The sequence below is a fragment of the Rhizobium mongolense subsp. loessense genome (assembly GCF_900099775.1).
Lineage (GTDB): Bacteria > Pseudomonadota > Alphaproteobacteria > Rhizobiales > Rhizobiaceae > Rhizobium > Rhizobium loessense.
Window position 1 is genome coordinate 324,156 of sequence record NZ_FMTM01000002.1, and the last position, 22,626, is coordinate 346,781.

Below are 22,626 nucleotides of genomic sequence, written 5' to 3' on the forward strand. Positions count from 1 at the left end.
CCGTCCCAGACGCAGGCTGCGCCAGGAAATCCACCGCGATGCAACGCAAGCGATTAGGTGTCGTCACTGATGCAGCTTCTCTTTGTGCCCGGAATACGGGATCGCGACGCAGCGGCGCGCTCGTCAAGCGAGGATATTATTTCGTCCGCTATTACGCAGCAGAGATTCCTTACTTCATTGCCGCGTCGAGTTTCTCCTTCCATCCACCGCTTTCCAGTTGCTTGCGCATGAAAGCGTCCACCGCCGCCTTCAAGGCGGGATCTTCGCGCAGCAGATAGGCATTTTGGAAATGCGTGAACGGCTCCTTGACGGCGACCGGGCACAAGACGCTGGCATGCAGCTTGGACTGCAGGTCTACCTCCACGCCGTCCGTGACCATCACATCGGCCCTGCCCGACGCAATCTGGTCAAAAATTGTCTTGTTGTCCGGAAATACCTCGATCGACGCCTTATCGAAATGCTCGTGAGCGAATTTGTCGTTGGTCCCGCCCGGATTGACGATCACCCGCACGGAGGGCTGGTCGATCGCATCAAGCGTGGTATATTTTTCCTTGTCCTCGCAGCGGGCAATCGGTCGCTTGCCGTCGGTCACATTGGGCACTGAGAAGTCGCCCACTTCGTCACGAGCGGCGTTTACGGTAATGCCGCCGAGTGCGATGTCGAACTTGCTGGCCTTGAAATCGTCCAACATCGTTTTCCAGGTCGTGGCAACGAAATCCGCCTTAACACCGAGATCGGCGGCAAGATCCTTGGCCATGGTGATGTCGGCACCCGTGAGGGTGCCATCAGCGGCCTTGTAGCTGAAGGGCTTGTAGTCACCCGTCGTTCCTATCTTGATCACGCCAGCCTTCTTGATTTGCGATAAAGCGTCATCCGCCGCGAAGGTCAGCGCCGATGTCAGGCTCCACGACACCACCAAGGTGGCCGCAAAACAGGTTCGCTTCATGGTTCCTCTCTATAGGGATGTTCGGTTGTTGCAGCGGGATTGCCGGTTCGTCGCGCGAGATTACTGACGCAGCCAGGGTTTGTCACTCCCTGAGCCTGCACGAGCTGGCGCGACCAAGAGATTCCAGTTTCAGTGAGAAATTGCAGCGGAAAGTCCGCTTTGCCGCCAAGAACCAACAATTCTTCGCCTGGAAAGGAGAAGGGCGGTTAAGCGAGCATTTATAGGACCACTGCCTTTTTGGTCACTGTTCCGATCGGTTGAACGCATGCGAAGATAGCTCCCCGCAAATATCATACTGTTTGTGATATTGTTATTACCGCTTGTTACATTCCGCCTCCTATGTCATTCTGCGGTTTAAAACCGGGCGCGCGAATAGCCAGCGCGCCCGGGGCTTGACTTTCGACAGGATGGCGGCGTTCCGTTCGACCATCGATATGGGGAAATCTTGGATGGCACGCATCACGCTGAGGCAGCTGCTCGATCACGCTGCGGAGGAAGGCTACGGCGTTCCCGCTTTCAACATCAACAACATGGAGCAGGCGCTCGCCATCATGGAGGCCGCGGACGCGTCTCATGCACCGGTTATCATGCAGGCGTCGCGCGGAGCGCGCGCCTACGCCAACGACATTATGCTGAAGCACATGATGGATGCCGTCGTTGAGATCTATCCACATATTCCGGTCTGCGTTCATCTCGACCACGGCAACGATCCGTCGAGCTGCATGACGGCGATCCAGGCAGGCTTCACCTCGGTGATGATGGACGGTTCGCTGAAGGCGGATGCCAAGACACCCGCTGACTGGGCCTACAATGTGGGCGTCACCAAGACGGTGACGGACATGGCGCATCTCGGCGGCATCTCGGTCGAGGGCGAACTTGGCGTTCTCGGCTCGCTGGAGACCGGCATGGGCGAGGCCGAGGACGGCCACGGCGCCGAAGGCAAGCTGTCGCATGACCAACTGCTGACAAACCCCGACGAGGCCGTAAAGTTCGTGCGCGAAACCAAGGTCGATGCGCTGGCGATCGCCATGGGGACGTCGCATGGAGCCTACAAATTCACCCGCCAGCCGGACGGATCCGTGCTGGCGATGAGCGTCATTGAAGAGATCCACCGCAAACTGCCGAATACGCACCTCGTCATGCACGGCTCCTCGTCAGTCCCGATCGAACTGCAGGAGATCATCAACAAGTACGGCGGCCAGATGAAGCCGACATGGGGCGTGCCGGTCGAAGAAATCCAGCGCGGCATCAAGAACGGCGTGCGCAAGGTGAACATCGATACCGATGGCAGGATGGCGATGACCGGCCAGATCCGCCGAGTGCTGCAGGAAGATCCGAGCGAATTCGACCCGCGCAAATATCTTAAGCCGGCGATGGCTGCGCTCAGCAAGCTCTGCAAGGAGCGGTTCGAACAGTTCGGCACGGCCGGAATGGCAAGCCGGATTACGCCGCTTCCTGTGTCGGAAATGGCCAAGCGCTACAAATCCGGTTCGCTCGATCCGGTCTTCTCTTAAGTTTGAGCCTACGCTGAGGCGGGGTGCTGTGCCTGCTCGGGCCCGGCGGCAGGCATCCTGTTTGCGAGCGTCTGGCCATGGAATTTTTCAAGCTGGATGACGACATCCTCGATCTCGCTTGCAATGCGTTCGGCGTTCCAGCCCAGCGCAGCCCCGGCAAGACCGGCGATTTCCCGCAAGCCTTCGAGCTTCAAGCGGCCTTCGATAGCAAGCGTCGTACGCCGAAGGACGATATCTGAAAGGTGTACGACGAGTTCGTTTCGAGCAATCCAGTCGACTTCCTTGAAACTGTAGTGCCCCGCGCCCGTCAGCCGCTGTTCATCGGAATATGCCGACGAGAAGGAGAGCACGGCCGCAGCCGTCGTTCCGTAGCGGCCAAGCAGTTCGTCCACGCGCTCGACCGGCGCGCCGGTCCGCGCTGCGATTTCCCTGATCCAGATGCTTCGTTGCTGCACATCCATTGGGAAGGCCTTTCCGCCACCGATCGGCAGGTAGCGGGTCGATTGCTTGCGAACATGCTGCAGGCGCGCGAGAACGGAATCGGCAACCTCTTCGGCAAAACCGCGGAACGTCGTCCACTTTCCGCCGACCAGCGAGATGATCGGAAACGGCCTGCCTTCTTCGGGCTCCTTCACCGGTGCGGAATGATCGCGACTGATCAGCCCCGGGGCGGTCGCCTCAGACGCCGGCAGCGGACGGATGCCGCTATAACTGTAGACGATCTGATCACGATCGAAGCGAAGCGTCGGCAGCAGCGTGCGGACGCTATCGAGAAAATATTCGATTTCCGGTTCCTCGCAGCGGACATTATCCGGGTCGTCGGCAGGGATATCTGTGGAACCGACGAGCGCCATCCCGAGGTAGCTGTAGACGAGGCAGATGCGCCCATCGTCGGCCTCGAAATAGATCATGTGGCCGTTCAGGCTGCGAACCAGCTCAGGATGATCCAGAAGAATGTGGGAACCCTTGGTACCGCCGATCATCCGAGAGGGAGCGCCGAGCGCCCCATTGACATGATCGATCCAGGGACCGGCGGCGTTCACCACCAGTTTGGGAGAGATTGCGAATTCGCCGCCGTCCGGCTGCCTGAATGTCAGGCGTCCGCCGGAGACTACCGCAAGCGTCGCGAAATTGACGGCAAGGTTCTTCGCATTTGCCTCGAGCCCGTCCATGACGAGTTCGTAGACGAGCCGCTCAGGCCTGCTGATCTTGGCGTCGTAATAAATTCCGCCGGCGACGATTGCCGGGGTGAGGTGCGGCATTTCCTTGCGCGCCGTCCTTTTCAGGATCAGCCGATGGCGCGGCATGACCTGGTCGCGTGATCCAAAGAAATCGTAGAGCCCAAGCCCGATCTTGATGAGAACGGCCCCCCGGCTGCGTGGCGCAGTCTTGGAGCCAAGCAGCGTGCACAGCGCTGCCCAAATACCCCGTGTCCAGGAGAATACCGGTATGAAAGTAGGCAATGGCTCGACGCAATGCGGAGCGTTCTTCAGCAGCAAATTGCGCTCCAACGTCGACTGGGCGACCAAGCCGAACTCGCCCGTCTCGAGATATTTCAGGCCGCCGTGAATAAGGCGCGATGGCGCAGCGCTCGTCCCGGAGCCGAAATCGGCCTTGTCGACGATCACGCAATTGACGCCTTGCGCCGAAAGGTCGCGAAACAGTCCGGCACCATTGATGCCCGCTCCGATGATCAGAACGTCGATGTCGCCCTCTCCAAGGTTCGAGAAGCGTTGCTGCATGTCGGGAGTCATGATCTTGTTCGTCCTAAATCGCCCACACATCAGTGCCGGGGTTCTGCCTCGTCGGTTACCGATTGCTCCGGCGCAAGGCCGGCAATTTTCGGCCAAAGTGGCGTCATAGCGTCGGCGATCTGGCGGAAGACCCAGTAGCGTTTGTCGTAGTTCGCGCTGCGTGCCGCATCGGGCTGGCACGTCTTCGCGATGCGGGTGATGTCGCGCGGATCGCTCTGCGGATCAGCATAAACGCCGGCGCCCGATCCGGCGCAAAGGGCAGCACCCCAGGCAGCGGCCTCATCCGTTTCGGTCACGGTCACCGGTATGCCGAGCACATCGGCAAACATCTGAACGACCAGCGGGTTGCGCGAGACACCCCCGGCAAGCCTTGCCTCTTCAAATTCAAAGCCGTCGCCAAGTGCATCGACATGGATGCGATGATTGAAAGCGATACCCTCAAGCACGGCCCGCAGCATGTCGCCGCGATTGTGCCAGCCGCCGAGGCCGAAGAAGCCGGCACTTGCCGAGGCACCATAGGGCGAACCGAACAGATAGGGATGGAAGAGCGCCGTCGATGGCCGATCGAAAGCCGCATCGATTTCCGGCGCCAGCAGCGCGTGAATGGAGCTGCCTTGCGCCTCGCCCTTCGTCCGCTCGCCGGCGCACAGCTTGTCGAGAAACCAGTCGTAATTCGCGGTCGATGCCGGCGAGATCGACATGTTGTTCCAGATGCCCGGCGCGATGCCGTTGCGGCAGAACCAACGCCGGTCGACTCGCGGTTCCGACGATAGCGTCTCATTGATCGAATAGGTACCGGCAATGACGGCGACGACGCCCTTGGCATAGCCGCCTGCCCCGAGCGCGGAGGCCGTCACGTCATGCAGCCCGGCAACGACCGGCGTTCCCTTGGCAAGGCCGGTCAGATGCGCCGCCTCAGATGTCACCCGCCCGATGATCTGATCGGAACGCGCGGCCGGCGGTAGCGCATGGACAAGTTTCTGCAACCCAAAGAGCCTCAGGGCCTCCTGGCTGTATTCCTGTGTCTTCACATCGGTAAAGGAGGTACTTGCCTCCGTGCGATCCGTACCGACGATGCCTGTCAGGCAAAACCGCAGCCAGTCCTTGCAGCTCAGGAAATGACCAATGCGTTTGAACCGCTCGGGTTCCATGTCGCGGATCCAGGCAAGCAGTGCCGATGGTGCGGAGACATGCGGGATCTGACCCGTGAGCTCGATGGCTTGGTCGGCGACAATGCTTTCCATCCACCGATCGATGACGGCACCGGCCCGGCTGTCCAGGGACAGGATGGCTCGACCCAAAGGTATCCGCTCGTGGTCGAGCAGATAGATGCCATCTCCGTGGGCCGTTGCGGCGATGCCCTGGATGTCGCTTGCCGGCCGATTGCTGAGGGTGATCGCCTCCCGAATCGCATCTGCCGTCGCGCTCCACAATTCGTCCATGTCCCGTTCGATATGGCGGGCCCTTGGGATAAACTGCGTGACGCGGCGCCGGGCGACCGCGAGCGGCGTGCCGTCAATATCGAAGATGACGGCCTTGGTGACCGTCAGGCCACTATCGATCCCGAGCAGACTCGGCATTCGCTTTTACCTCGCTATCGGCAACGGCCTGTCCGGTCACGAGCGCCCTCCGGCACCCTTGGCTATGACAACGTTGATATTTCTGGACCGCATGCGATCGATGTGCACCGGCTGCGTCTTGTCGTCGACGATGACGACGTCGAACTCGTCCAGTGCCGCGAAACTGTGAAGCGCCCGCTGCTCGAACTTCGTGTGATCGGCAAGCAGGATGCGCTTGACGGAACAGTCGAACATCGCACGCTTGGTATCGACCGTCTCCGGGGATTGGTGCAGCACCGTGCCGTCGCTGATCGCCGACATGGAGATGAACGCGACATCGGCCCTGAGACCCCTGATCTCGTTTATGGTCATGCGACCCATGAAGGCGTTACACCAGTTGTAATACTGTCCACCGAGTGCGAGCAGCGTCACGTCGTGCATGCCCTTCAGCGCGTTCATGAGCGTCAGGGAATTGGTGATCGCCGTGACCGGTACCTTCGACGGCAGATGCGCCGCCATCTGTAGGACCGTGGTCGAATCATCGAGGAAGATGGCCTGCCCCGGCTCAACGAACTGCATCGCCGCTTCGGCGATCAGCTTCTTCTCCGCCGACTGGCGGTTCGAGCGATAGACCTCGCTTGATTCTATGAGATTGGTGGCAGCCGCAGTGACGATGCCGCGCGTCTTCCTGAAGAGACCGCGGCTGACAAGTTCGTCCACGTCGCGATGAGCAGTCATCAGGCTGATCCCGAAACGGTCGGTGAGGTCTTCTATCCGCATCGAGCCTTCATTCATGACGGCTTCGGCAATCATGCGCCGGCGAGCGATCTGGCGCGTCTGGCGGCTGTCGCTCGTAAGCTGGTCCAACAGATCGTCGCCCTGGCTCGTCTTCTGTGTCACGGGTCACCCTTGTCGCTGAACTCTGGATCCCAGCTTCGTACAGTGATTGCCGCCCCAAGGCAAAAAGGCGACATGGAACGGGCGGCTGCGGCCCGCATAGCGTTTCCGGCATCCGAGGCGCCGAGCGACCTGTGCCGCCGTCGCTGAAAGGGGCGCCTTTTCGAGCGCCCCTTCGACGATTACTGCGACAAGACGAACGGACCCGTGTACTTATCCACATTGTCCTTGGTGATCAGCAGACAATCGAAGAGCTGTTTCTCGCTCTTGGCGCCGGTGTTGCCGGTCTTGATCATGCTGTCTGCCTGCTTCACCGCTTCTTCGGAGAACACGGCAACCGGCTGCAGGACGGTGTACTGGAGTTCACCTGCCTTGATGGCCGCAACAGCATCCGGAGATCCGTCAAAACCGCCGACCTTGATGCTGGCGAGCTTGCCGGCTTCCTTGAGAGCGGCGATGGCGCCCAGCGCCATTTCGTCGTTACCAGAGATGACGCCGACGATGTCCGGGTTTGCTTGCAGCATGGACTGCATCTTGTTATGGCCCTGAGTACGGTCCCAGTTGGCGACTTCCTTGGCAGCCTTCTTCAGGTCCGGATACTGCGAAAGCACGGTCTCATAGCCGTTGGAGCGCGTCGCGGCATTGTTGTCCGACGGTGCGCCGAAGAGTTCGGCATAGTTACCCTTATCGCCGATGGCTTCGACCCACTGCTGGGCACCCAGTGCTGCACCCTGGGCGTTGTTGGAAACGAGCTGCGCCTTCGCCAGGCCTTCCTGATTGATTTCCGCGTTGACGAGGATAACCGGAATGCCCGCGGCAACGGCCTTCTTGACCGCACCGACGGAACCGTCAGCATTCGCCGGATCAAGGATAATCGCAACCGACTTGTTGGTGATGGCCGTATCGATCAGGTTGCTTTCGGTGTTGGTGTCACCCTTGTGCGCGCTGACCGAGGCGGTATAGCCAAGCTTTTCGGCGGCGGCTTTGGCAACGTTGCCTTCCGTCAGCCAGTAGGGGTTCGACGGGTCGTTGACGATGATCGTCATCATCCCGGCCGCCCAGGCCGAGCCTGCAAGAAGCGGTGCCACAGTTGCGGCGGCAAGAAGAATGCGCATGCCTTTTTTAAACATAGTCTCTCTCCCATTAGTGAGCTCAGTTATTGCCGGAGACCCGGCGGTGCTTTCCCCAATCGGCCTTCATGGAATCCAGCCTGCCGTCGCGGATAAGTTCAGTTGAAGCCGTCAGGAGGATTTGACCCGGCGGCCGTATTGGATGCTATTCATGAGGACGGCGAGAACGATCACTGCCCCGGTGAAGACGGTCTGCCAGTAGGCTGAGACCCCGATGATTACGAGGCCGTCCGAGAGGAAGCCGATGACGAAGGCCCCGAGCATGGTGCCGCGAACCGTACCGCGGCCGCCCGTCAGCGCTGCACCACCGATGACGACGGCTGCGATTGCCGTCAGTTCGTAGGTGGTGCCGGCAGTCGGACCGGCAGAGGTCAGCTGCGACGACAAGACCAGGCCGGCGATCGCGGCACAGGCACCCGACAGCACATAGACGACGATCTTGACGCGCTTGACGGGGACGCCCGAAAGGTCGGCTGCACGTTCGTTACCACCCGAGGCATAGAGCCAACGGCCGAAGGCCGTGCGGCTGAGCACGATACCGCAGACAATTGCCAGAACCGCGAGCACGATCACGCCGATCGGGATGCCTCCGAGCCGGTTGAAGCCGAGCCAATCGAACCCGGTATTGCCGAGCTCCGGCCGGCCGCCGAGATTGTTGTAGGTCAGGCCATTGGTCATCAATAGCGCAATACCGCGGGCTACATAAAGCACACCCAGGGAAGCGACGAAGGCCGGCACCTTGAGGTAAGCGATCAAAACGCCGTTGACGGCACCCACCAAAGCACCGAGCGCACATGTGATGATGACGACGGCCCAGACCGGCGGATAGAGGATGACGCCGAAATAGTTGAGCGTGACGCCTTGCATCATGAAGCCAGCGATGCAGCCTGCAAGCCCCAGCGTCGAGCCCACCGACAGGTCAATGCCGCCGTTCAGGATCACCAGCAGCATGCCGATTGCCAAAATGCCAAAGATCGCGACGTGCGACGCCATGATCAGGAAGTTGTTCAGCGTGAAATAGTAGGGTGACAGGAACGAGAAGACTGCGATGATGACGATCAGCGCAAAGAATGCCCGGCCTTCCAGGATGAGACGCACGACGTTGGTATTGCGCTTCTGCCCGGTGGAAACCGACTTCTTCTCGATGATGTTTGTGACTGACATACTCAGCGCTCCATAGTTCCAGGCTAGTGCGCGACCACGGCTTCGCCGGAGGCTGCCATGATCTTTTCCTTGGTGACGTCCGAGCCAAACTCGGCCGATATCCTGCCGCGGTGCATAACGATGATGCGGTGCGCGATGCTCAGGCATTCATTGACTTCGGACGTCGAATAGATGACCGCCAGTCCCTGCTTGGCACGCTCCGCGAGCAGCTTGAACACTTCGGCCTTGGCGCCGATATCGATCCCGCGGCTCGGCTCGTCGAGCAGGATCACCTTCGGCTGGGTTGCCAGCATCTTGCCGATGACGACCTTCTGCTGGTTGCCGCCGGACAGCGAGCCGATAGCTGCCGCGCCGCCATCGGTCTTCACATGCACCCGGCGGATCGCATCGTTGACGAGATCGCGCTCCCGATGACCGGAGGTGAACAGCCCCTTCGTAAAGGCGCCGATGCTCGCAAGCGACAGATTGGATCCGACCGTCATCGTCTGGACCAGGCCATCGCGCTGGCGATCTTCCGGTACAAGAACGAGACCGCCAGCGATGCGCCCCGCGATGCTGAGCCCGCCGACGTCCTGGCCTTCGAGCAGAACCTTGCCGCCGTTCGAACGCAGGCGACCGGCGATGCATTCAAGGAGTTCCGTCCGCCCCGCCCCCATCAGTCCGTATATGCAGACGACCTCGCCGGCGCGCACCTGCAACGAAAGGCGGTCGACTGCATTATAGGCAGCGCCGGAAGGACCGGGAACACTCAGCTTTTCGATGGAAAGCGCTACTGCGCCGAACTGATGGCCTTGCGGCGGATTGCCGAGATCAAAGTTCTCGCCGACCATGTTGCGGACGATCCATTCGAGGTCGATATCCTTGCGCTCCGCATAGGCCGTCATGTTCCCGTCGCGCAGGACAACGGCGTGGTGGGTGATCTGCAGGGCTTCTTCCAGATGATGCGAGATGTAGACGATCGAGACGCCGCGGCTGGTTAGGTCATGGATGACCCTGAAGAGCACTTCCACTTCGGTGGCGCTCAGCGCCGATGTCGGCTCGTCCATGATGAGGATACGCGAATTGATAGAAAGGGCGCGCGCGATCTCGACGATCTGCTGCTGGCCGAGGCGGAGATCTTCGACGCGCGTCAGCGGATCGATGTCTTCCTCGAGCTCTTCCATGAGCGCACGTGTCTGGCGCTCTTCCTCGGCGAAGTCGACAACCCCACCCTTGATGATCTCTCGACCCATGAAGATGTTGTCACGGACGCTGAGATTGGGTGCCAGGCTGAGCTCCTGGTGAATGATAGAAATGCCGCACCCGCGCGCATGGGTCGACGATGCAAAACTGACAGGCGAGCCGTCGAGAATGATCTCCCCGGAACTCGGCTGCACGACCCCCGAAAGGATTTTCATCAAAGTCGACTTGCCAGCGCCGTTCTCTCCGAACAGAGTCGTGACCTGGCCGCGGTGGATGTCAAAGTTCACTCCTTTCAGGGCGTGAACATTGCCATAGGACTTGGCGATGTTGCGAGCGGCAAGAACGACCTCGCCCCGGCGTCCGGAGTTGCATAGCGGCTGGCTCATTTGACCTCGACCTTCACCGGCGTTACGAGCCAGTTCCTCGGGTTGATGAGCTTGAAGACACCCACAACGGTCGCCGTCTTTCCATCCAGCGTGTCAGGATCGAGACCTGCAAAGACCGTCTTCTTCATCTCGTTGTTGATGGCCGAACCGGCATCCTGATACTGGATCTGGTTGGTAAACTGCCCGAATTCGATGGTTCCGGTCGCGTCACGGAGGTCCGTGCCATTGACCGCAGGACCGGTCTGGACACGGACCACCGTCTCGGGAGGCAACCCATCGACTTTTATCTCGCTAATGTTCGCCTTGCGGGCGCCGAAGACACCCGTCAGCGTAACAGGGATCACCGGTCCGGTGCTCGTCGCAGTCCCGTATTTCTCGGCGGCTGCCTTCTTGTCGGCAGCGATTGCGGCCGCAAGCTCGGAGACCGCAACGGCCCGATCCTCGACCTTCGCCTTAATCTTCGGGAACTGCTCTGCGCCGAACGTCTCCGCGGAAAATGCCTGTTGGCGGACATCGTTGGCGGAGCCGATCTTGACGACCGTGGTATCGAGCGCAATCGCCCCAACGACGATGACGGCAAGCGCCGCGCTTGCCATGAGCTTGAAATTGCCGCTGCTCGGCTTTGATGCTGCATAATCAGGCGGTGTACTCATGTCCGGACGGCCTTTGACTTGAATGGTTAGGAAAGAAGGGCGAGCGCGGCAGCAATCGCAGACCGGCGGACCCGTCGTTCCGCACCAGAGCAAGCAATCGGCGGATCACCGGCAGGACCGCAACCGTGACAAAAATCCTCATTTGGAAGCCTCCTCAGCACGACCGGCGACTGTCTCCTCCAACCGCCAGGGCCTGCAGCTCTCGATCCGGAAGCGCGCCTCCGTGATAGAATTGTGTTATTTACGTCGCAAACCATGTTATAATTTTTGGCGCGTGTCAACGGCCACTTGACGAGAACTCGAGTAAAAACGCGTGACTTCGCGTTCAGTTTTTCCCGCTGCAGCGCGGAATAATTGGAAGCGAACGCACAAACTCGCCTCTCCGCTTTCCGCCCAGAATTGGCATGTATCTTACTGTATTGATTGCATATTGTTCAGATTCGACGCAGCAGAGACTGGTGACGACGGCGTTGCAGCCTATCATTTCGCAAGTGGTCTTCTACACTCTTATACAATTTATTTTATCTGAAAAAAATTTCAATGCCAGAAAAATCTTACTAGCCTTATGGTATCATTATGTTATGTTCCGCAACGAGGCGCTTGTCTGAAGTTCGGCTACATATCTCATCCAGGATTTGCAAAAGGCAGAGCTTGCCGCAGGCGACAGAAGGACCGAAGCAGCCGGCCAACCGGATGCCGAATCCCCAACGAAACTTGCCGATCGCGAGGACTTCAGATTGAATTGGACGCGCGCAACAGCCGCCGAGGCGTTCGCAACAGAGGCGAGATAGCCCTGCGATGACATCGAGTGAGAAGATCATCATCGGGATAGATGCCGGTACCTCCGTCATCAAGGCCGTGGCCTTTAATCTGTCCGGACGCCAGATCGCCACGGCCTTCGTACGCAACAGATACACGACAGGAGACGACGGTTCCGCAACGCAGGCGCTGGATCAGACTTGGCTCGATTGCGCCAGCGCGTTACGTGGCCTTGGGGAAGAAGTACCCAATCTCGCATCACGCACCGCAGCCGTCGCGGTCACCGGCCAGGGCGACGGCACCTGGCTCGTCGGCCGCGGCAATAGGCCGGTCGCTGATGCCTGGCTATGGCTCGATGCGCGCGCCGCACCCACCGTCACGTCGCTTGCCGGCGAAAATGCGAACCGTGCCCGCTTCGAGGCAACAGGCACCGGCCTCAATACTTGCCAGCAGGGTGCGCAACTCGCCCATATGGATCGCTTCACACCGGACCTTCTCGACCGAGCGGAGACGGCGCTGCACTGCAAGGACTGGCTTTACCTCAACCTGACAACCGTACGGGCGACCGATCCATCCGAAGCGAGCTTTACCTTCGGCAACTTCCGGACGCGGCAATATGATGCGGTGGTGATCGATGCGCTCGGCCTGAGCCATAGACGGGCGCTTCTGCCTGAAATCATCGACGGCACCGAGATCACTCACCCGCTGACATCAGAGGCGGCGAGGGCCTCGGGACTTCTTGCCGGTACGCCGGTCTGCCTTGGTTATGTCGACATGGCGATGACGGCGCTGGGTGCGGGCGTGCGCAGCGGCGCTCGCAACGCCGCCTGCTCGACGATCGGTTCGACGGGCGTGCACATGCGTGCCAAGGCTGTTGCTGACGTTCAGCTCAATCATGAGGGTACGGGATATGTGATCGCCCTGCCCGTCCCCGGCATCGTCACTCAGGTCCAGACCAACATGGGCGCTACGATCAACATCGACTGGATCCTGGACGTCGCCGCCTACTTGATGGCCGAGGCGGGCAAGCCTGCTTCGCATGCAGACCTGATTGCGCGCATCGACGGCTGGTTTGCGGAAAGCCGGCCGGGTTCGGTGCTTTACCATCCCTACATCTCCGAAGCTGGGGAACGTGGGCCTTTCGTCAACGCCAATGCACGCGCGGGCTTCACGGGGCTTTCTACGCGCCACGGCTTCCCCGACCTGCTGCGCAGTGTGGTCGAAGGGTTGGGGCTTGCCACCCGCGATTGCTACGCGGCAATGGGCGCGATGCCCGACGAGTTGCGGATCACTGGCGGCGCAACACGCTCGGTCGCCCTTCGCCGTTCACTCTCGGCCGCCGTTAACGCACCGATCCGCCAGTCGCGCCGCGATGAGACGGGGGCCGCCGGCGTGGCGATGATGGCCGCGGTGGCCGTCGGCGTCTATTCTAGCATGGACGAATGTATCGCCGACTGGGTGACGCCGCTGCTCGGCGACGCGGAGATTCCGGACGTAAACGAAGCTGCCCGGTTCGACCGGCTATTTTCCGCCTACACCGATGTGCGCCAGGCAATGGCGCCTGCCTGGGGCAAGCTCGCCCGAGCCGCAACGACACCGCCGGTAGGCGAGTAAATCAAGTTTTGATGCAGCAGGCATCGAAGGAGTATGACATGACTGAACCCGACCTTGTGGATCTCTTCGTCATCGGCGGAGGCATCAATGGCGCGGGAATCGCACGCGATGCTGCGGGCCGCGGCCTGAAAGTCGTGCTTTGCGATAAGGACGATCTGGCACAGGGAACCTCGTCTCGTTCGGGCAAGCTGGTGCATGGCGGCCTGCGTTATCTCGAATACTACGAATTCCGCCTGGTGCGCGAGGCGCTGATCGAGCGTGAAGTGTTGCTCAATGCCGCGCCTCATATCATCTGGCCGATGCGCTTCGTCCTGCCGCACAGCCCGCAGGATCGTCCGGCGTGGCTCGTGCGGCTCGGCCTGTTCCTTTACGATCACCTTGGCGGCCGCAAAAAGCTGCCGGGGACACGGACGCTCAATCTGCTGCGCGATCCGGAGGGAACCCCGATCCTCGATCAATACCCGCGCGGTTTCGAGTATTCCGATTGCTGGGTCGATGACGCCCGCCTCGTGGTCCTGAACGCGGTCAGCGCGGCGGAAAAAGGCGCTACTATTCTCACTCGATCGGCAGCTGTCTCGGCGCGTCGCGAGAGCGGCAGCTGGATCGTTACGACGAAAAACAGCCTCACAGGAGAGACGCGAACCTTCCGCGCCAAATGTCTCGTCAACTGCGCCGGCCCCTGGGTAATGGACATCATCAATCGTGTCACCGGCTCGAACTCCGACCGCAACGTCCGTCTCGTGAAGGGTAGCCATATCATCGTGCCGAAGTTCTGGGCCGGCTCCAATGCCTATCTGGTCCAGAACCACGACAAGCGCGTCATTTTCATCAACCCCTATGAGGGCGACAAGGCGCTGATCGGGACGACCGATATCGCCTATGAAGGCCGCGCCGAGGATGTGTCCGCCGACGATGCGGAAATCGATTATCTTTTGAAGGCGGTCAATCGCTACTTCAAGGAGAAGCTACGCCGGGAGGATGTACTGCACAGCTTCTCCGGCGTTCGTCCACTTTTCGACGACGGCAAGGGCAATCCGTCCGCCGTAACCCGCGACTATGTCTTCGATCTCGACGAGACGGGCGGCGCTCCTCTGCTCAACGTCTTCGGTGGTAAGATCACCACGTTCCGTGAACTTGCCGAACGGGGCATGCAACGTCTCAAGCATATTTTTCCGAACATGAGCGGAGACTGGACGGAAAAGGCGCCATTGCCCGGCGGCGAAATTCCGAATGCCGACTACGAGACCTTCGCCAACAGCCTGCGCGATGCCTATCCATGGATGCCTCGCAAGCTCGTGCATCACTACGGCCGTCTCTATGGCGCCCGCACGAAGAATGTGATTGCGGGTGCGACTGGCATCCAAGGGCTCGGGCGGCATTTCGGCGGGCAGCTTTATGAGGCCGAGGCCCGCTATCTCGTTGCGACGGAATGGGCCGCTACGGCCGAGGACATCCTCTACCGCCGCACCAAGCATTACCTGCATCTGAGCGAAGCGGAACGTTTAGCCTTTGGCGAGTGGTTTGCTTCAATCCGCCTTGCCGCAGCGTGAAGGATATTGCCATGCCGCTGACCCTTTCGCTCAATACCAATCCACTTGTGAACCGTTTCGCAGACCCCGACGACCTCATCGAGACGGTCGCGCGAGACTTGAGGATCCGCGACCTCCAGCTGACTCACGAGTTCATCAATCCAAGCTGGCAGGCGCCCGTGATCCGCCGCCTGGCGCGCACGATGAACGCCGCGCTGAAGCGCACGGGTGTGCGGGTCACATCAGGCATGACGGGGCCTTATGGTCGCCTCAACCACTTCGGACATCCAGATGCCGATGTGCGCCGCTATTACATCGACTGGTTCAAGACTTTTGCCGACATCACCGCCGATCTCGGCGGCCACTCCGTCGGAACGCAGTTTGCAATCTTCACCTACAAGGACTTCGACGATCCGGTCAGACGTGAGGAACTGGTCAAGATCGCGATCGACTGTTGGGCAGAGATAGCCGACCACGCACGCGCCTCAGGCCTTTCTTACATTTTCTGGGAGCCGATGAGCATCGGCCGCGAGTTCGGCGAGACGGTTGCCGCTTGCCTGGCGCTGCAAAAGCGGCTGGCAGCCGCCGGATTGGCCATCCCGATGTGGATGATGGCGGATATCGATCATGGCGACATCACCTCCGCCAACCCCGACGACTACAACCCCTATGCCTGGGCACGCGCCGTCCCGCCGGTATCGCCGATCATCCACATCAAGCAGAGCCTGATGGACAAGGGTGGACATCGGCCCTTTACTGCAGAATTCAACGCTATGGGCCGCATCCAGCCCGCGGCTCTGCTCCAGGCACTTGCCGAAGGTGGGGCGAAGGACAATGAAATTTGCCTGGAACTCTCCTTCAAGGAACGCGAGCCGAACGATCGTCAGGTCATCCCGCAGATCGCCGAAAGCGTCGCCTTCTGGGCACCTCATATCGACACTGGTGTCGCCGACTTGAACATCTAAGGCGGGCATCTTTAAAAGGCAGCACTGCGATACGGCGGAATCGCCGCCTGTGACATTCGAAAGGGGAACCGTTATGACGGACGCCGATGATACGCTAGCCGTGCGTGCTGCCTGGCTTCACTATGCGGGCGGGCTCACGCAGTCCGACGTCGCCCGGCGCCTCGGCGTGCCATCGGTAAAGGCGCATCGCCTGATCGCGAGAGCGGTTGCCGATGGCGTCGTCAAAGTCACCATCGACGGGGATATCGTCGAATGCGTCGAGCTGGAGATGCGGCTTTCCGAACGGTTCGGGCTTCAATATTGCGAGGTCGCACCCGATCTCGGCGAGGAAGGGTTGCCGCTTCGCGCACTCGGCCATGCGGGCGCCGGCTATCTCAAGCGCGAGATCGAGCACGGGGACAGTACGGTTATCGGCCTTGGTCACGGCCGCACGCTTTCCGCCGCCGTCCAGTATATGCCGAGGGTCAACGCGAAGGGCCTGCGCTTCGTCTCGTTGCTTGGCGGCCTGACACGAAACTACGGCGCCAATCCCTATGACGTGATGCACCGCATCGCCGAAAAGACCGGCACCCACGCCTATGTCATGCCGGTTCCCTTCTTCGCCAATACCGGAGAGGACCGCGAAGTGTTGAAGGCGCAGCGTGCCGTCAAAGAAGTCTTCGATCTGGCCAACAACGCCGATCTGAAGCTCGTTGGCCTGGGAACTGTCGATGCAGAGGCGCAACTTGTTTTGTCCGGTGTGGTTGAGCCCCGTGAAATGGAGGACATTGCCGCCGCAGGCGGTGTCGGCGAAATCCTCGGGCACTTTTTCGACGCCGACGGCCACATCCTTGAGACGACGCTAACAGCGCGCACGCTTTCCGCGTCATTCCCCAAGACCACGAGGGAGCGGCTTGTGGCGCTGGCGGGTGGACAGGCGAAGGTGCCCGCCATCCGGGCAATTCTCAACAGCCGCCGCCTTTTCGGGCTTATAACGGACGAGCGAACCGCGCAGGCCCTGTTGGAGTAGCATATCAAGACAACAAGTTTTCATCGCAAAATAACACAATTCATGTTGATTATCACGAGATAATCGTTATTTTGATATCAAACAAGGGCGGAGGCCGGGATGAGGCGGGAAGAGCGGCACCAGTTGATCGTCAACCTGCTCGTCGAAAACAAGACCGTCGATCTCGACGACCTTGCCGATCGCTTCGCCGTGTCGAAGATGACGATCCATCGCGATCTCGACGATCTCGAGCAGGCGGGTGTCCTGCGCAAGGTTCGGGGAGGCGCGACCATCGATGCCGGAATGCAGTTCGAAAGCGACTTTCGCATTCGCGAGCGCCAGGGCACCGAGGCCAAGCTCGCAATGGCGCAGACCGCGCTGGAACTGGTCGAGCCGGGAATGACCGTGATGGTAAACGACGGCTCAATGGCGGCCGTATTCGGGGAAATGTTGCTGCAGAAGCGTCCACTGACGTTGATCACCAACAACGCGGCGATCATGGAGCGGCTGAAAGGTGAAAGCGGCATCACGCTGATCGCGCTCGGGGGCATCTATTCGGCGAAATTCAACGCCTATCTCGGCGTCGTCACCGAAGAGGCACTGTCGCGACTGAGGGCCGACATCGCCTTCATTTCGACGCCGGCCGTCAGCGGCAGGCTCGCCTACCACATGGACGACAACGTCGTGCGCGCCAAGCGGGCGATGATCGCGTCATCGGCCAGGACCTGCCTCCTGGTCAACCACCAGCGCATTGGCCACACCGCACTGCATGTCATGGCGGATCTCGCCGACTTCGACGCCGTTATAACCGACATCGCACCGGATCCTGCTTTCCTGGAGGAATTCGAGCAGGCGGGCATTACGCTCACCATTGCATCAACGCAGGATCCGACATGACCGAAAAACCGCGCTTGTGGATTGGCACCAGCTGGAAGATGAACAAGACGCTTGCGCAAGCTCAGCATTTCGCGCGCGGCCTGCAAGCCACAGATGCCGCGCGCGACCCGCGCATCCAGCGCTTCGTGATTCCGCCCTTCACCGCGGTCCGCGAGGTCAAGGCAATGCTTGCCCAGACGTCCGTGAAGGTCGGCGCGCAGAATATGCACTGGGCCGATGAGGGGGCCTGGACGGGCGAAGTCTCGGCGGTGATGCTGAAGGACTGCGAACTCGATCTCGTCGAGCTCGGCCATTCAGAGCGGCGCGAACATTTTGGAGAGACCGACGAGACAGTTGGCCTGAAGACCGAAGCGGCCGTTCGCCATGGTCTCATTCCGTTGATCTGCATTGGCGAGACGCTCTCCGACCGTCAAAGCGGGAAGGCTGACGAAATCCTAGCGGCTCAGGTGCGTGGAGCGCTTTCGAAACTTTCGAGCGGCCAGAAGAGCGCCGAGATCCTGCTGGCCTACGAGCCCGTCTGGGCGATCGGCGAAAAGGGCATTCCGGCGACTGCGGATTACGCAGATGCCCGCCAGTCTGGAATAATCGCTGTTGCCGAAGCTGTTCTAGGCCGGAAGATCCCCTGCCTTTATGGCGGGTCAGTCAACCCACAGAACTGCGAAGAACTGATCGCGAGCCCGCATATCGAGGGGCTCTTCATCGGCCGTTCGGCCTGGAATGTCGAAGGCTACCTCGACATCCTGGAAAAATGCGCCGCCAAACTCTAAGGAGAAAGAACCATGAAGCTTGCCATTGCAGGAGACAGCGCCGGCGAGGGCCTCGCCAAAGTTCTGGCTGACCATCTAAAAGACCGCTTCGAAGTACACGAAGTCTCGCGCACGAGCGCCGGTGCCGATCCTTTCTACGCCAACCTCTCGGACCGCGTCGCTTCGGGCGTTATCGACGGCACCTACCACAAGGCGATCCTCGTTTGCGGCACCGGCATCGGCGTCTGCATCTCGGCCAACAAGGTTCCGGGCATCCGCGCCGCCCTGACGCACGACACCTATTCTGCCGAGCGCGCCGCGCTTTCCAATAATGCGCAGATCATCACGATGGGAGCCCGCGTTATCGGAACGGAGCTTGCAAAGTCGATCGCTGATGCGTTTCTTGCCCATACCTTCGACCAGAACGGTCGGTCTGCCGGTAATGTCAAAGCCATGGAAGAACTCGACGCGAAATACAAGCCCCGTTAGTCCATGCCGACGATAGAGCCGGCTCCCGACACTGCCCAATCCCATAATCGTCAGAGCGGAACAGATGCGCCATGGACATGGTGCGATGATCGGCAAGGCGCCCTGATTTCCACTTCCACATCCGACTGACCGACGATCGTTGCAGACAATTTCGGATGCAGCTCACAGGGCCGCGTGGCCGGCGCAGCTGAAGAGTATGAATTCGCTTGTTTGCTCCGCGACTGCTCATGGCAGCGCTGGCTGGAGATTGCCTGCAGCTATTCTCATGCCCGATCATATGTAAACGAGGTGAGCAGGGTCGTCACGAAATTACTCGCCCTTTCCTTGACCAGGACTTCCGTCCATTCATCTGTCCCCCGCAGCCTCAGATCCGTGTAAATGCTGTCCACGGCTGCCTCTTCGATACGCTTGATATGCGTCTTGAATGAAGCCTCGCCGCCGCCGTGATACATGTCTCTGATGACCATGCGCAGAATTTCCTGGATAGCGATCTGCCAGGCCGTATTGATCGACTGAAGTTCCTTCGTATCCTGTGCCATTGAGGCTTCCTGTGGTGTGAGTGAACTGTCAGCCTGCCTACTGGCCATGCTCGTTGTTGCCCCTTCAACCGCACAATTGCATCTCCAGGGTGTTTCACGTTCAAGACGAGGCGATGCGGGAAGTCTCCGCGAGGGCGATCTCCGAGCGCCGCCGATAACTCGCTTGTTTTGCCTTGCGGTTGGCATACCCGATCGCGTTTGCCTTTCTAGCCCCGTCATCGTCAATAACCCCTGCGATACGAACCCTCTCGGCTCCCCGGGTATGATTTTCGGCCAGCGCAGCAACCAGTTGCTTCCGTCTCAAGGCGGTTCCGCTCATCTAGCATCAATCGCGTGCGCTCGAGGCGTCGGGCATCCCTCCCCGCAGCAATCGCCGTCCGCTCGGGTTGAAATAACGGTCATCTGGCCTTGGGGCGTTTTGCAAGCAGGGCGGAGGTTCCCATGTCATTGAGCTCCCTTGCAAGGCGCGCCTCACGGAGCCGTATGGTCTTCGCCTCTCGGGACTGGGCAACGGCGTCGAGCTCTTCGATCGCCTTGTTCTTTGCGAAGAACTGCGTCTGGATACTGCCAAAAGCGATCTCCGCCTGTTGGCGAGATTTGCTGTAGGTCTCTGTCATCTTGGCTCCGATAAGGCAGGCTCGACGCGCGAGCGAAAGCAAAAAGGCCAGGCAAATCGCCTGGCCCCGAATTGATAGCCTGCTTCCGGCAGTACCAGTACATCCGTGGTCAAAGGAAAGCAGATATCGATTTAAGCGTTCTGAAGATTGCAGGCCGACATCTTGCCCGACTTGTTGTCGCGCTCGAGATCGAAACCAATCTTCTGGCCTTCGACGAGTTCGCGCATTCCGGCACGCTCGACGGCAGAGATGTGAACGAAGGCGTCAGCGCCGCCGTTGTCCGGCTGAATGAAGCCGAAGCCCTTTGTGGAATTGAACCATTTAACTGTGCCAGTGGTCATGATGAACCCTTTCATAGCAATATTGAAGAACCGCAGCGCCAACGCGATGCGGACGGGATAGCGATTTTTGAAAGGAAGTTCGTTCAGGCCGCGGTGCCAATCGCGCGATAACCAATCTAGCAAGCAAAATTCGACAATCAGTCATATAACTGACCTAAGCCGTGTCGTCAACTATTAGTTTTCGGCTTATGTGCGCGTCATCTTTTGGTTGTTCTCGCCACCCCTACACGTGATAGGGCTGCCTTCTTGGAGAACATCGTGCTTTGAACTGCCGAAGGGCGTTCAGGAACCAAGCCGGGGCTCAGGCAATCGTCGCAGATTCCGCAGCCGTCCGGGTCCATAAGCTGGCTTCGGCGGCTGCGCTGGCAACACAGGCAGATAAAGGAGTTCTGCGACGGCCCGCGTGGTTGCGGCGGCAATATCTCGATTTCGTAACAGGAAGGTTCGACTGATGACGGGGCCATTTTTTTCACTCCTCGTACGCTCCCGCAATTGAGATAGGAACGGCAGTCCGCTCCTGCAAGCACCCAATGGAGCAGCACGAGCGGATCGCGGGCGCAGTTGTTCCTGCTAGTCTATTTGGTCAGATCATGTACCGGCGGGTGATGCCGAGGTCGATGCCGTCGCAGGCGAAAGTGACGACGATCCGCGATCCGTCTGGAATATGCGAAGAGCGGCGGCTTCGACGCGCCGAGCGTGATTTTTGCGGGCGGTCACGAAGCGGCTCCCATTGTGCCGCACCGCTTCGATTTCGCTAAGACGTGCGCTGCAGACGCTCCAAAAGGCGCCCGATAAACTGAAGATCAATGTCGATCAGCGTCAAGTGCTAGTCGACACGACCAACCGCGACGGTCAAGTCAAGGCCGGCGGCATCGTCGAACCATTCGAACTGATTAAGGTCGGTCGAGATTGGCGATCGCCACAAGTTCGATTTTCCGAACGCCAGCGATACGGACAAAGGCTTGGTCACCGCTTCGGTATCCTCTACATTCTCAACGAACCATCGAAGCGGTCTTCGATCGCCAGTGGTTCCGATCGACGAGGTGAACGGTGTACCGGCACTGGGAACTGCCGATGCAGGCGACCATTGTAATCGAGCGGATGTCAGAGCGGCTGGCTGGTCCGCACCGAGCGCCGATGTCGTCGACACTGTTCGCAACTCAACGTATGGGCGGCCGCCTGATCGAGCAATCCAGATCCAAATAGACGAGAATCGAGAATAAAGTGACTCACGACCACAATCACGACGACGACCAGCACCACCATGCGCAAGACCATTGGCGCGAGAATGGCGTTAAGGTCATTCCCGGCAATTCGCTCGATCCGAATACGGCACAGACACCTGGCATGAACCGCGCCACCGCCGTCAGCAAGGCGCGCGCCGGAGCGGAGAAGATCTGGGCCGGTACCGTGACGATCCATGCCAATGCCAAGACCGGCGCTCACCATCATGGCGATCTCGAAAGCATCATCTACGTGGTCAAGGGCAAAGCCCGGATGCGGTGGGGAGAGGAGCTTCAGTATACGGCTGAAGCTGGTCCTGGCGATTTCATCTACGTGCCGCCATTCGTTCCCCATCAAGAAATCAACGCCAGTCAGGACGAGACCCTGGAATGCGTCCTCGTCCGCTCGGGCCAGGAACCGGTGGTCGTCAACCTTGATATCGAACCGGTCGAAAAGCCGGAAGAGGTCCGCTGGATTGATCCAATCCACCGCGAGTAATTGATCGGTAACGCGAATGGACGACGTAATGTCGAGGCGTTTTGCTTTGTTCGGTCATCCGCGCGCTTAAGACGCATCTTCAACCTGATGTTAGCCTGCTTGGCCGAATCCGGCGATTCACTTGCGATCCATGGTGCTTTCGTACCTGATTTTGGTCAGCAAGCCTGTGATTCGATCGTGGCAGCCTGGGGCGGTAGCGGCCACATCGTTGCTTGACGCGAGGGTCCTGAGGAGT

General features: G+C 59.8%; 21 protein-coding genes. 9 read left to right on the forward strand and 12 right to left on the reverse strand.

Going from position 1 to position 22,626, the window contains the following annotated elements; all coding sequences use genetic code 11:
• Positions 1-169: 169 nt before the first annotated feature.
• Entirely contained in the window at positions 170-946 is a 777-nt protein-coding gene (locus BLP23_RS09190) for a transporter substrate-binding domain-containing protein (protein ID WP_092584574.1), read from the reverse strand.
• Between the two features lie 449 nt (positions 947-1,395).
• Here BLP23_RS09190 and fba point away from each other — a divergent pair, with 449 nt between their 5' ends.
• Positions 1,396-2,460 carry a class II fructose-bisphosphate aldolase gene (fba, locus tag BLP23_RS09195; RefSeq protein ID WP_092584575.1) on the forward strand — a complete coding sequence of 355 codons (1,065 nt, stop codon included), beginning with the start codon at positions 1,396-1,398 and terminating at the stop codon, positions 2,458-2,460.
• Between the two features lie 8 nt (positions 2,461-2,468).
• Here fba and BLP23_RS09200 read toward each other — a convergent pair whose 3' ends face one another.
• The 7 genes from BLP23_RS09200 to BLP23_RS09230 all read right to left on the reverse strand — a co-directional run bounded on the left by BLP23_RS09200 (position 2,469) and on the right by BLP23_RS09230 (position 11,185).
• Positions 2,469-4,214: a glycerol-3-phosphate dehydrogenase/oxidase gene (locus BLP23_RS09200; RefSeq protein WP_092584576.1), complete on the reverse strand. Its 1,746-nt coding sequence runs from the start codon at positions 4,212-4,214 to the stop codon at positions 2,469-2,471.
• A gap of 29 nt (positions 4,215-4,243) precedes the next feature.
• The gene (locus BLP23_RS09205) at positions 4,244-5,794 is read right to left on the reverse strand and encodes an FGGY-family carbohydrate kinase (protein WP_092584577.1); all 1,551 of its coding nucleotides are present in this window, start codon (positions 5,792-5,794) and stop codon (positions 4,244-4,246) included.
• Between the two features lie 36 nt (positions 5,795-5,830).
• Positions 5,831-6,673, reverse strand: a complete 843-nt coding sequence (locus BLP23_RS09210) for a DeoR/GlpR family DNA-binding transcription regulator (RefSeq protein WP_092584578.1) — start codon at positions 6,671-6,673, stop codon at positions 5,831-5,833.
• 179 nt (positions 6,674-6,852) lie between these two features.
• Entirely contained in the window at positions 6,853-7,800 is a 948-nt protein-coding gene (locus BLP23_RS09215) for a D-ribose ABC transporter substrate-binding protein (protein WP_092584579.1), read from the reverse strand.
• A 111-nt stretch (positions 7,801-7,911) separates the two neighbouring features.
• Positions 7,912-8,964, reverse strand: coding sequence for an ABC transporter permease (locus tag BLP23_RS09220; RefSeq protein ID WP_022714020.1), 1,053 nt, complete (start codon positions 8,962-8,964; stop codon positions 7,912-7,914).
• A 23-nt stretch (positions 8,965-8,987) separates the two neighbouring features.
• Positions 8,988-10,532, reverse strand: coding sequence for a sugar ABC transporter ATP-binding protein (locus BLP23_RS09225; RefSeq protein WP_092584580.1), 1,545 nt, complete (start codon positions 10,530-10,532; stop codon positions 8,988-8,990).
• Entirely contained in the window at positions 10,529-11,185 is a 657-nt protein-coding gene (locus BLP23_RS09230) for a DUF2291 domain-containing protein (protein ID WP_092584581.1), read from the reverse strand. The genes BLP23_RS09225 and BLP23_RS09230 overlap by 4 nt, the downstream gene beginning before the upstream one ends.
• Before the next feature lie 798 nt (positions 11,186-11,983).
• On the opposite strand from BLP23_RS09230, the gene BLP23_RS09240 reads away from it, so the two are divergent.
• From BLP23_RS09240 to derI, 7 genes are all read left to right on the forward strand, one after another.
• Positions 11,984-13,558 carry an FGGY-family carbohydrate kinase gene (locus BLP23_RS09240; protein WP_092584583.1) on the forward strand — a complete coding sequence of 525 codons (1,575 nt, stop codon included), beginning with the start codon at positions 11,984-11,986 and terminating at the stop codon, positions 13,556-13,558.
• Positions 13,559-13,596: 38 nt separating this feature from the next.
• Positions 13,597-15,108, forward strand: a complete 1,512-nt coding sequence (locus tag BLP23_RS09245) for a glycerol-3-phosphate dehydrogenase (RefSeq protein WP_092584953.1) — start codon at positions 13,597-13,599, stop codon at positions 15,106-15,108.
• An 11-nt stretch (positions 15,109-15,119) separates the two neighbouring features.
• Positions 15,120-16,052 (forward strand): sugar phosphate isomerase/epimerase family protein, encoded by a 933-nt coding sequence (locus BLP23_RS09250; protein ID WP_092584584.1) that lies wholly within the window; start codon positions 15,120-15,122, stop codon positions 16,050-16,052.
• 73 nt (positions 16,053-16,125) lie between these two features.
• The gene (locus BLP23_RS09255; protein WP_092584585.1) at positions 16,126-17,061 is read left to right on the forward strand and encodes a sugar-binding transcriptional regulator; all 936 of its coding nucleotides are present in this window, start codon (positions 16,126-16,128) and stop codon (positions 17,059-17,061) included.
• A 99-nt stretch (positions 17,062-17,160) separates the two neighbouring features.
• Complete coding sequence (locus tag BLP23_RS09260; protein ID WP_092584586.1) at positions 17,161-17,937, forward strand: DeoR/GlpR family DNA-binding transcription regulator; 777 nt, start codon at positions 17,161-17,163, stop codon at positions 17,935-17,937.
• Entirely contained in the window at positions 17,934-18,704 is a 771-nt protein-coding gene (locus tag BLP23_RS09265; RefSeq protein ID WP_092584587.1) for a triose-phosphate isomerase, read from the forward strand. Before BLP23_RS09260 ends, BLP23_RS09265 begins: the two co-directional genes overlap by 4 nt.
• 12 nt (positions 18,705-18,716) lie before the next feature.
• Positions 18,717-19,172 (forward strand): D-erythrulose-4-phosphate isomerase, encoded by a 456-nt coding sequence (derI, locus tag BLP23_RS09270; protein WP_092584588.1) that lies wholly within the window; start codon positions 18,717-18,719, stop codon positions 19,170-19,172.
• Positions 19,173-19,435: 263 nt separating this feature from the next.
• Here derI and BLP23_RS09275 read toward each other — a convergent pair whose 3' ends face one another.
• The 4 genes from BLP23_RS09275 to BLP23_RS33630 all read right to left on the reverse strand — a co-directional run bounded on the left by BLP23_RS09275 (position 19,436) and on the right by BLP23_RS33630 (position 21,639).
• Positions 19,436-19,711 (reverse strand): hypothetical protein, encoded by a 276-nt coding sequence (locus tag BLP23_RS09275; protein ID WP_092584589.1) that lies wholly within the window; start codon positions 19,709-19,711, stop codon positions 19,436-19,438.
• Positions 19,712-20,109: 398 nt separating this feature from the next.
• Positions 20,110-20,328 carry a hypothetical protein gene (locus BLP23_RS09285; RefSeq protein ID WP_092584591.1) on the reverse strand — a complete coding sequence of 73 codons (219 nt, stop codon included), beginning with the start codon at positions 20,326-20,328 and terminating at the stop codon, positions 20,110-20,112.
• 131 nt (positions 20,329-20,459) lie between these two features.
• Entirely contained in the window at positions 20,460-20,669 is a 210-nt protein-coding gene (locus BLP23_RS09290; protein ID WP_003588915.1) for a cold-shock protein, read from the reverse strand.
• Between the two features lie 826 nt (positions 20,670-21,495).
• Positions 21,496-21,639 (reverse strand): hypothetical protein, encoded by a 144-nt coding sequence (locus BLP23_RS33630; protein WP_167363860.1) that lies wholly within the window; start codon positions 21,637-21,639, stop codon positions 21,496-21,498.
• A gap of 254 nt (positions 21,640-21,893) precedes the next feature.
• On the opposite strand from BLP23_RS33630, the gene BLP23_RS09300 reads away from it, so the two are divergent.
• The gene (locus tag BLP23_RS09300) at positions 21,894-22,391 is read left to right on the forward strand and encodes a cupin domain-containing protein (protein WP_092584593.1); all 498 of its coding nucleotides are present in this window, start codon (positions 21,894-21,896) and stop codon (positions 22,389-22,391) included.
• Positions 22,392-22,626 lie beyond the last annotated feature (235 nt).